The following is a 9,975-nucleotide window of genomic DNA, read 5'->3' on the forward strand; positions in this document are numbered from 1 at the left end:
GTAGCCTCAACCTCTGTCAGTCGCGCTATCCTCGGTAAATCCGCACACCACAGGGATGAGCCGTGCACCTTCATTCAATCAATGCCGTCAACTTTCGCATTTTCGGTGACGGCAAGACTGCGCCCAAGCTGGACTGGACGCTTAGTCCGACGCTCAACATACTCGTGGGAGAAAATGATGCCGGAAAGAGCGCCATTGTTGACGCCATCCGCCATGTGCTCTGGACCACAAGCTTCGAAGCAACCCGACTGCAGGAGCAGGACTTCCATGTCTCCGGGGCCTCGCGTGCCACAGAACTGACGATTTCTGCAACTCTCAAGGGACTGGATGAGGACCAGGAGTCTGCCCTACTCGAGTGGCTGACCTATGAGGAGGACGGCACTAGTACGCTATACCTTACGCTCCACGCTAGGTGGATAGCTGGCAATCCGCCGAAGCGTCGCGCGCGCATCGAAACCGAAGTGCGCTGCGGCGCCGACGGCACGGGCCCGGAGCTTGGCGCGGCTGCTCGAGAAATGGTCCGGACCACCTACCTCCGCCCACTTCGTGACGCAGAGAACGAAATGCGCCCGGGGCGCGCCTCTCGACTATCCCAAATTCTTGCCGCCCATCCCGCCACTCAGGACCAAAAGCACAACGATTTTGACAAGGAAAAACTCGATGAATTGCCTAAGACCCTAGTGGGACTGATGGCCCATGCACAGCACCACATGGGCAACCACGCGGTCATCCAGGCAGTCGAAGAGAGCATCAATACACACTACCTCGACAAGTTCGCATTTGCCGGTGACACTCTCGCCGCACGCATACGGCTGGCCACGGAACTCGCCCTCAATCCCATCCTCGAGCGCTTCGAACTGACACTCGAGCCCACCGGCGACGTGCACGCTAACGTGCGCTGTCCGCGCGGACTTGGCTACAACAACGTTTTATTCATGGCGACCGAAATGGTGTTGCTGAAAGGAAGTGAAGAGCTCGCCCTGCTCCTCATAGAAGAACCAGAGGCACACCTGCACCCCCAGCTCCAGGACCGCGTGATGGCGCTCTTGGCCGAAACGGCAAGTGATGCGACTGGCGCCTTGCAGGTGGTGATGACCACACACAGTCCTTCGCTCGTTGCGGGTGCGCCAGTTCAAGCCATGACTCTTGTGGTCAGAGGCAAGACGTTCCGGCTTGACGAGGATACTACTAGACTTGAGCTATCTGACTACGCCTACCTTCGCCGCTTTCTCGAATCAACACGAGCTAACCTCTTCTTTGCGCGTGGTGTTGCCATCGTGGAGGGTCCCGGAGAAGCGCTCCTGCTACCCGCCCTTGCTAAGACATGTGGTTTTGACCTCGCAAAGCATGGCGTGTCGGTCGTCAATGTCGGCGACGTCGGGCTGTACCACTATGCACGCATCCTCCAGCGTAAGGACGACACCGAGGTTCCCGTTCCGGTTGCATGCATTACCGACTTTGATGTGGTTCCAGACGAGGCTAAGGGGTATGTGCCGATTAGGGGCGCAGGAAATACGGGGTCTGCCGGCGACCAAGCACCACCCGACGAAGACGAAGTCGATGAGGCGGAGCAAAGCGACGCCGGGCGCGGGGGTGAGGACTGTAAGAAGAAGCGCAAGCCGCAGAGCCGATTCTTCTCCGATTATGCCGCCGACGAACTCGTGGCCCGTCGCGAAGACAAGGAAAAGCGCGCCGCCGGCGGCAACACCATCGTATGCGTGTCTGAACACTGGACTCTGGAGTATGACCTCGCATATTCGGGTTGCGGCGAACTGATGCACATGGCCATCGGCCTTGCGGCGGCCGCCAAGAAACATGGAGGCTTTCTTCCAGTCGAAAGCGTAGCAGGGGTCAAGGCGGCCCGTAGAGAAGCCTGGACGAAGTTATGTGCACAGGGCCTCACACAGGCGGCACTGGCGAGCGAAATATACAGGCCCTTGTACAAGAAGCAGGCGTCGAAGGCGGTCGCAGCTCAGTACGCTGCAGCTCTACTAGAGAGCGGCGCCTATGGACAGGGCGAAGACCTACTCAAGTCGCTCCCGCCTTACCTGCAGCGGGCCATCCGCCACCTCATGTCAGATGGGAGGAAAGGCGGAAAATGACGATTCCCCTCATTGCAGAAGAAGACCTCGAAAGCCTCATCATTGCGTTCCCAAAACTCGACTTCACTGACCCCGAATGCCGGGCAGTGCTTCTGGCCAGTGGAAGCGTTGACATCCAGGCTGCGCCCGGTAGCGGTAAAACGACGATTCTTGCGGCGAAGCTCTACTTGCTTAGCCGCAAGTGGGCTTCGGATCGTCATGGAATCTGTGTCATCAGCCACACCAACACCGCAGCGAACGAAATCCGCCGCCGCCTTGCGAGCACATCAGAGGGCGCCCGACTGCTGGCTTACCCGCACTTTATCGGCACCATCCACGGCTTTGTGAACCAGTTCCTCAGCCTGCCCCGGTTGAGAAGCGACGGCGGCACTATTGACGTAATTGATGATGAAGTTTTTGCAAAACTGGCCCAAAGTCGTGCTCGAGCAAATGGTACGACAAGGGCTTGGGCGGACTACCAGTCAAACGGTAACGAGCTGATAGGCCAGATGCGCTTTCTCGGACCGGACCTTGAGATTGTCTCCGGCAAGAACTTCCCCTCACCTGCCAGCCCATCAGGGAGACATCTTCGCAAGATTAAGAAGGACCTAGCAGTAGAAGGTGTCTTTCGCCACATTGACATGTTCGCGTTCGCGGAGCGTGCTATCGCTGTCGCGCCAAGGCTCGCACAACTCCTCGCGAGACGCTTCCCTTTAGTCATGATTGATGAGATGCAAGACACCTCAGCCAGTCAGAAGGCTCTCTTGGCCAAGGCATTTGAAGGGGGCTCAGTGATCCAGCGCTTTGGCGACATCAATCAGCGCATCTTCTTCAGTGACGACGAAGGTGAGGATGAGAATCAGGCTCCGTTTCCAGAGGAACCTCAACTACCCATGAGCACTAGTCGGCGCTTTGGCCAGACTATAGCCAGTCTTGTTTCTAAAGTTCAAGAGAAAGGCGCTGCTGTGATTGGAAAGGGTCCCGACCTCGCTGCACCTCTAACATTGCTGGTCTATACAGCGCAAACGCTGGATCGTGTCATTCCCCGTTTCGGTGAGCTGGTGTTGGACGCCTTAGACGACGAGAGTATCACCAACGGAGGCCACATCCGTGCCATATGCGCGCGCCGAGGCGGCGAGTCGAAAGAGGCGCCCGGACGGCACATCGGTGACTTCTGGCCGCCGCTCGCCATGCACGCCAATACCGCCGCCCCGAAGGCGACAAGTGCCTGGCGCCTTCTGGCGGAACATGCGGGTATGGGACATATGCCGGTCGAACTTGCCGGCCGTTCTGAGAATATGCGGCGCATCGTGCTTCTTGCGCTACGTGAAGCCAAAGCGCCCATCGCAGACGATGTCCGCGAGCCCTGGCGCCTTTTTCGCGCTATGAGGGAGCTGCAGGTAGACCTCCGCCCCCTGCGACGCGCCATGCGGGATGTCGTCATGAACAAAGACTCGGGGTCCACTGAAATATTGCGTGTCGAGACTATACGACGGCTTTATCGGGAACTCTCTCCTTTCATGCCGGGAACGACCCTCGAGGACTTCACCGTTCTCCCGGTGTTTGCCGATCCAAAAGGAGATGATGATGCATCAGTCTCAAAGAGCCTTCTGCGAACCTGTACCGTCGAAGCGAGCGGACGCTCTGTCAATGTCACCGTGGATACCGTGGGCAATACAAAGGGGGAGACGCAGCTCGCCACGCTTTATCTCGAATCAATCGGACGCTACTCAAAGCGATTCGACGTGGTCGAAGCAATCGCGCGCCAGACCGGGCGCAAGACGGTCAAGGGCAAGCCACTCAAGACCCTCCCCTCCCAGATGCGCCATGCCTACGTCGGGTTCTCCCGGCCCACGCGGTTTCTCTGCCTTGCCGTCAACAGTGAGCGCCTTAACGCGGAAGATCGAAAAACTCTAATCGACAACGGGTGGCGAGTGGAGAACCTAGGATGACGATGCGATCCTCCTCCGCACAGTGGCACTCGCAACAGTGATTGCAATCGAGCAAGCCGCCGCGATTATCGCATCACAACATTCCAATCGATCTCGTATTCTGCGGCTGCCAACTCTTTGGCCAACTCCTGCTTCCATGCGCCATTTGCGTCCATAGTCGACCAGACTACGCCGGCGAAATCGCTCGGTATCTCTAGGGCGCCGCGTTTAAGCGTGCACACGTTCTCCCGCCCCAGACGGGCAATGAAGTAGCCAAGCTCAAGAAGTACGTTCTGGCGGGCACGCGCCTCCAACTTGTCCGCTCCCAGCGCTCGCCCTTCGTCGTCTGGAGTCAGCAGTACTACTGCGAACCCCACGTCACTGTTAGCCTCGACTTTTTCGATGATGGTGCGGCCGCGATTGGCTTGTTCATGGAGAATTATTGGATCCAGGCCCGCGCGCGTCAGGAAGCGGGCTACAGCCTCCCTTGCTTCGCCGTCGTGACCATGGACGATAAAAACCCGGTTAGATTTTTGGGCGATGACCTTGATCTCAACGCGACCCTGGCTGAGCACGTAAGTCTTGTAGTCCCTCACGAACGGAATAAGCAGCTGACGTGTCATTGAGTGGATGCCAGCAACGATGGAGCGCCCCGAGTAGAAATACTGATGGCAGAAACTCAGCGCGTGGTCCGGGCGGGAAGCCAAATCCTGCACCACCAGCAGCATCATCCCCAGTTGCTCAGTTGGGTTATCCGGCCAAACCAGACGGTGGCTTCCTGACATGCCCCCGCCGGTATTTTCGCTCTCAACAAGAAACGCCTGCAGATCCAATCCCTCTGTAAGCAAACGGTTGGCCGTCTCAAGATCTGGATGGACGAGTAGCTGGCCCAAACGTCGTAGCGGTCGCTCATAGCTTTGGGGCTCTGAAGCCTGCAAATCCAGAACGGCAGCATTGATCTGCTCAAATAGGTTGACAGCGGTCATTTACCTTCGGCCTCCAACCGCGCAGCAGCTGCTCGATCGATGATGCCTTGCCGGTACTGCTCCTTCATCCCTTCAACCAATTGCGATACGAGAGGGTTGTCCGCCCAGGGGCGCGCCTTGGTATCGACCAGTATTTCGACCTCCTGGATCGCCGCCTCAATACTGGCCGGATCATTGGGGTCGAAATTAACCACTCCGAGTTCGCCATCCAACTCTTCAAAGGCTTTTTGGGCCTGATCTAACTGATGGGTCAATGCGTCCAGCCCGGAGATATTGATCATTGAAAAAAACCTGACGGATGAGTTCCTCCAACCTTATAGCATCCAAGTCGCACCTGCTGAGATATGACACGTATGATGGCGGCCGGGGATGGGGCCGGGTGGTCATGACCGGCTGGACAGCCCGCGAGGTTGCCTGGGCACGAGTGCCTCAGCTGCTCTGCGAAGCGACCAATAGTGTGCTCCTCACAGGGGGATCTAAAGTTGAATGGTAGTTGCCCTCCTCTACCCGCGATAAATCTTCCTAATCCCCTGCCGGCAAGCCGGGCAGCCAGCGCGTCCCACCATCGGTCCAACAGCAGCCGGACCACCGCGCCCTAGGGCCACCCGAACGCGCTCTACGGTGGGGCCCTCGCCTAGTGCGAGGACTTGATCTGCAGCGGCAAACACCTCGCGTCGGGTAGGCAGATCTCAGGGGCACTGGTTCAAGTTAGCCGCTTGGACCGCGAACTCGCCCACTTTCTCCATTAACAGCAACGGAAATCGGCGTTGGTCGATGGGGTGCCGCTGCCCGGCGTCTCGCCCCCACGACGCACAGCCGATACCGGCATATAGCCCATCTTCCACGGTCGACCAACGCGAACCTGGTCTGCGCAGATTGGTGCCGTAGTCGACGCCTAGTCTAGACTGGGCTGACTGTACAGCCTCGCCTGTTGCCTCGACCAGTCGGGAGCGAGGCATGGATCAAAACACCGGCACTCCGGCCGGAACACCTAAACCGCATGGAGCGAACTTGTGAATAATACGCTGCCCGATTCAATGGATAATTTTCTTGGCCTTGTAGGGCATCTAGCTGGTAAGTCCACTCTCGGGCACGACCTAGAGACCGTGGCTGAAGAGAATGCGGAGTTGGTTGCACAGCTGGCCGAGTATCAGCGGGACGGTACAGTGGCCATGGCCGCCAGTTTGCTGACTCTCCCCGAGCACCAGCGTCAGTGCGGCCGCTTTGAGCAGCTTGTCGCGCTTGCGCTGATTCATTGCAAGGGCACTAAGGTAGCAACCGTCGCTGACGCCGCTCGCTGGTACGAAGTGCTTGGGAACTCGGAAAGCGCTTTTGGCGAAGACCCTGCAGAGGACGTCTTCGTTAGCGTCGTCGGCAACAATCGCGGCGACCACTTGGTGCTGGAGGGCATCTGGGAAAGCGCCGGCTTCTATACGCAGCGCCTTGTAGACGTGGTATTTGCGATGCCAGCGACGGCAAAGTATGAGCCTCTGAAGCGCCGGGTTCAGGCCTTGCTTCGGCTATCCAATCTCGTCTGCAAAAGCGCCTCGCTCGTTCGGCTTCAGGATGGCGGCGACACGAACCACGAAGCGCTTGATACTGGCGGGTTGGACGCAGATAGCCTAAGGGAGCGCGTAACCTTTACTACCAAACAGCTGAAGTCCGCCGACATATCGATAGCCGACCTTGCGGAATTTGCACTGCGTGAGGAACAGATCAGGACTCTCGGTAGTGCCGCGCTTGGCGACGGCAGCCTGGAACAGCGCCCCCTGCTCCGGACTAAGGACGGCTTGCTGGCTGCGATGCCCACGGCCCTCACTGTCGCCATCCGCCATGAGGTGATTCGTTACGTCAAGAGCCTCGGCGAGCTTCCAGTATTGGATCGAGCATTGGCCAATGTCTACACAAAGCACATCGGCGGAACTCGCGTACTGGGCGGCCCTGCAAACCTGCGGGTGGAATGGCAGCGGCATGGAACTACCCACTTCTCGGTGATGACCTCTGAGCTTGATGTTGGCCATCACGTGGCATTCGTCTTCATGCTGCCAAGCATGACGCAACACACAGATTCAGCATTCACGGACCTTCTGTCAATTGACAAAGGTACGCTGGCATTTATCAATCGCGCCGCTAAGCTGACTGCGGAAGGTATTGCCAAGGCCCCAGGGTTTCAGCGCGGCCTATTGATCCAGGTTGTATGTGGATGGGGGGCTGGCTTTGCAGGCGAGATCGCAAGTATTGACGACGAGCGCTGGCAGTCGCAATGGCTATCTGCCGCAGATTTAGTACGGCTTGGCTCCTTGCCGGACATGACGCCGTTGTCTTTCTGGCGCATCCTGGACGCAAACGAGGCTGTGTACAAGGCCGGGGTGTCCATTCTCAATATCAACGGCGCGCTCAATCTGATCGGCTGGGTGCGGTCAAATGATGGCCAACTTGTGCCACAAGACCAGTTGACCGGCCACCGGATTGGCCCGAATTCACCCTTGATGCTCCAGGTTCCCACCGATTTGATCCGCGCGGTACGCTCCGCCGCAGACAGCGCTTACGACCACCATCGTGTCAAGGACAATGGCGGTCGTTGGCATAGTGTGCTGCGGCCATCTGCCGAAGACTTCTTCCCGTCCGACCGGCTGGTCCGGTGCTATGCATCCATGGATGACGTTAGTCGCGGAGTGATGTCGGCCGTCTATGAGGGTAACAACAACTTCTGGATGACGATGGAGGCCCCCAGCATCGAAGACCGGAATCTGGAGTATGAACTTTGGAACATGGCCCGGGTGTGGTTAAGCCGCGTTGGCGCAGGCATTGAAGCGCTGTACGGAAAGCTTCCGAGCGATCGATCCTTCAAGGTGTACCTGCGCTTTGAAGGCTCCGATGATGTCACTCGCTTCACGACTGCCATCGAGCGAAGCGAGCTTGAGTCTCTCTGGCGGCTGGAACGAGTCAGCGAGCAACAGGCAATCCGCATATGTGTTGAAGATGGCTTCTTGGCGGGATTCCGAGCGGCTGACAATCGTGCCGAACGCACGCTCGTCAGAGCGCTGGGTACCGCATTTGGGTCACTGCTACGCCTGGATAAGACATCGGATGTCGGAACAGAGGTTGAACACTACTGTGTGCCTAACGACACGGCGCGCAGCTTCCACATTATTGAAGGAAAGAACTTCAGTGATCGCGTTCAGCCAATAACTCGCCCGTTGCTAGCCCTTGAATCTGTCGAGTACAGCGCGGGCCGGGTTGGCTTGGGTTGGCGAGCTGTTGAGAGTGAGGCTCCGGCCAGCTACAGAGGCAAAGAGGCTACCAGCGCCCTTCTCACCAAGGTGGTAGATCTTCTTATCGCCGATATTGCCGATGAACTCGCGACGTTCAATCGCACGTCATGTCTACACAGGTTGATGGAGAACATTGAGCGCGCACGCACCGGAGAGCTTCAGTGGCATCGCACGGCGGCGGCAATCTTGGGCCTGCACGAGAGCGATCCGGCCAAGGACACCGTGATTGCGCAGCAGCTCGGCCGCTTTGCCGGTGCCGCGCTGTTTTCCCGACTGATCGCCGAGATGGCAATCTGCGCATGCCCTCTGAGCGGAGGAATTGACCCGTCGGACATGGCGCTTACCCGCCTAATGGCGCGGGCGGCGTTGCTCTACCGGATCGGCGGATTTTCTGATGCGATCCGCTTCGGCATTCTGCCTGCCGAGGTTGACATCGCGCCACTTGGGGACCTGCTGTTCCGGGACGATCTGGGCCACATGGTGGTCGAGCCGTTGCTATCAAAGGCAACGAACGAGCAGTTTGAAGCCCATGCCAGCTGGCACGAACGACACTATTCGCAGCTTGTACCCAAGCCAGGCGGGAGGGCGCCTGTCGTGGACCCCAAGATTCTTGAATTCATGGAGATATTTAAGGAGGAGATGGGATTCACGACTGTGGATGCCTTCCATTTTGCACAGGCCGCCGAGGCGCTGGGTATGGATCGCGGGCTCGCGGTGTTTGAGATCAGCAAGAGCGAGCTTCTTGAGCGCGCGGTGGACGAAGGGATGGAAAGGCAAGCGGCTGAAGCTGTCTTCCAGCAATTCACTCTCGCCACGCGATCTAACTGGAGCAAAGTGCCAAGCGGCTTTAAGCTTGCCGACATCTACCCATGGCGACTGGGGCGACGCCTTTCCATTGCAGCACGCCCAATTCTTCAGATCGACGACTCGCCCGATCCCACAGTGCTGATCGCGCCTGGTCTGCTGCGCAGATCGGCCGAGTACGTCGTGGATGGGGCCTTTACCGGGCGACTAAGCCGCGACTTCTTCAAAACCAAGCCAATGCGTGACCGTTGGCTTGGGGAGGCGCGGGATGGTCGTGGATTTGAAGAAGCAGTGGGGCAGGCCCTGATGGCCGCAGGATGGACCGTGCGCGTGGGCATTGGGTTCCCAGAGATCCTCGGTCATGGACTGAGCTATGACCCCGGCGACGTCGACGTCCTCGCCTGGCGGGCCGACAGCAATGCTGTACTGTTCATTGAGTGCAAGGATCTCTCGCTGACACGGAACTATTCTGAGGTGGCCTCGCAGCTCTCTGAGTATCAAGGCGAGGTTGTTGACGGCCAGGCAGACAAGTTGAAGAAGCATCTGAAACGCGTGACCTTGGCCCGAGACAATGCCGCCAGCATTGCAGCGTTCACCTCTGTAGCCAGTCCGGAAATTGTTTCATGGATGGTCTTTAGCGGTGTTTCGCCACTTCACTTCGCCAAGATCCCCGCACTTTTAGGGACGCACGTCGGGCGGGTTAGCGACCTTGAGCGGTACCACCTGCTACCCCAGGGTGAGATTGATTCCCCAAAGACCTCAGCGTAACTGATTCCCTGCCACGTAACCTTCCCTCGCCCGCGCGACGCGGGCGAGGCGACGCGAGGCCGGCCGCAACCTCGGCCCCCCTTGCCGGGGCGGCTCAGCCGGCGCCCCCCCCGCGGGCCGCCGGCCCCCG

General features: G+C 58.5%; 5 protein-coding genes. 3 read left to right on the forward strand and 2 right to left on the reverse strand.

What is annotated here, in order from left to right; genetic code table 11:
- The first annotated feature begins 62 nt into the window (after positions 1 to 62).
- Together QMX81_RS13955 and QMX81_RS13960 are read left to right on the forward strand one after the other, a co-directional pair.
- On the forward strand, positions 63 to 2,102 hold the full coding sequence (locus tag QMX81_RS13955; RefSeq protein WP_282262345.1) for an AAA family ATPase: 2,040 nt from the start codon (positions 63 to 65) through the stop codon (positions 2,100 to 2,102).
- A complete protein-coding gene (locus tag QMX81_RS13960) occupies positions 2,099 to 4,033 on the forward strand; it encodes a UvrD-helicase domain-containing protein (protein ID WP_282262347.1) in 1,935 nt (644 codons plus the stop codon). Before QMX81_RS13955 ends, QMX81_RS13960 begins: the two co-directional genes overlap by 4 nt.
- A 65-nt stretch (positions 4,034 to 4,098) precedes the next feature.
- On the opposite strand, the gene QMX81_RS13965 is transcribed toward QMX81_RS13960, so the two are convergent.
- Complete coding sequence (locus QMX81_RS13965; protein WP_282262349.1) at positions 4,099 to 4,998, reverse strand: nucleotide-binding protein; 900 nt, start codon at positions 4,996 to 4,998, stop codon at positions 4,099 to 4,101.
- Positions 4,995 to 5,279, reverse strand: coding sequence for a hypothetical protein (locus tag QMX81_RS13970; RefSeq protein ID WP_282262351.1), 285 nt, complete (start codon positions 5,277 to 5,279; stop codon positions 4,995 to 4,997). The genes QMX81_RS13965 and QMX81_RS13970 overlap by 4 nt, the downstream gene beginning before the upstream one ends.
- Before the next feature lie 732 nt (positions 5,280 to 6,011).
- Between QMX81_RS13970 and QMX81_RS13975 the strand changes: the two genes are divergently transcribed.
- Entirely contained in the window at positions 6,012 to 9,845 is a 3,834-nt protein-coding gene (locus tag QMX81_RS13975; protein WP_282262352.1) for a hypothetical protein, read from the forward strand.
- The last annotated feature ends 130 nt before the right edge of the window (positions 9,846 to 9,975 follow it).

Origin of the sequence: Stenotrophomonas sp. PS02301 (assembly GCF_029959485.1) — a bacterium.
Taxonomy (GTDB): Bacteria; Pseudomonadota; Gammaproteobacteria; order Xanthomonadales; family Xanthomonadaceae; genus Stenotrophomonas; species Stenotrophomonas maltophilia_Z.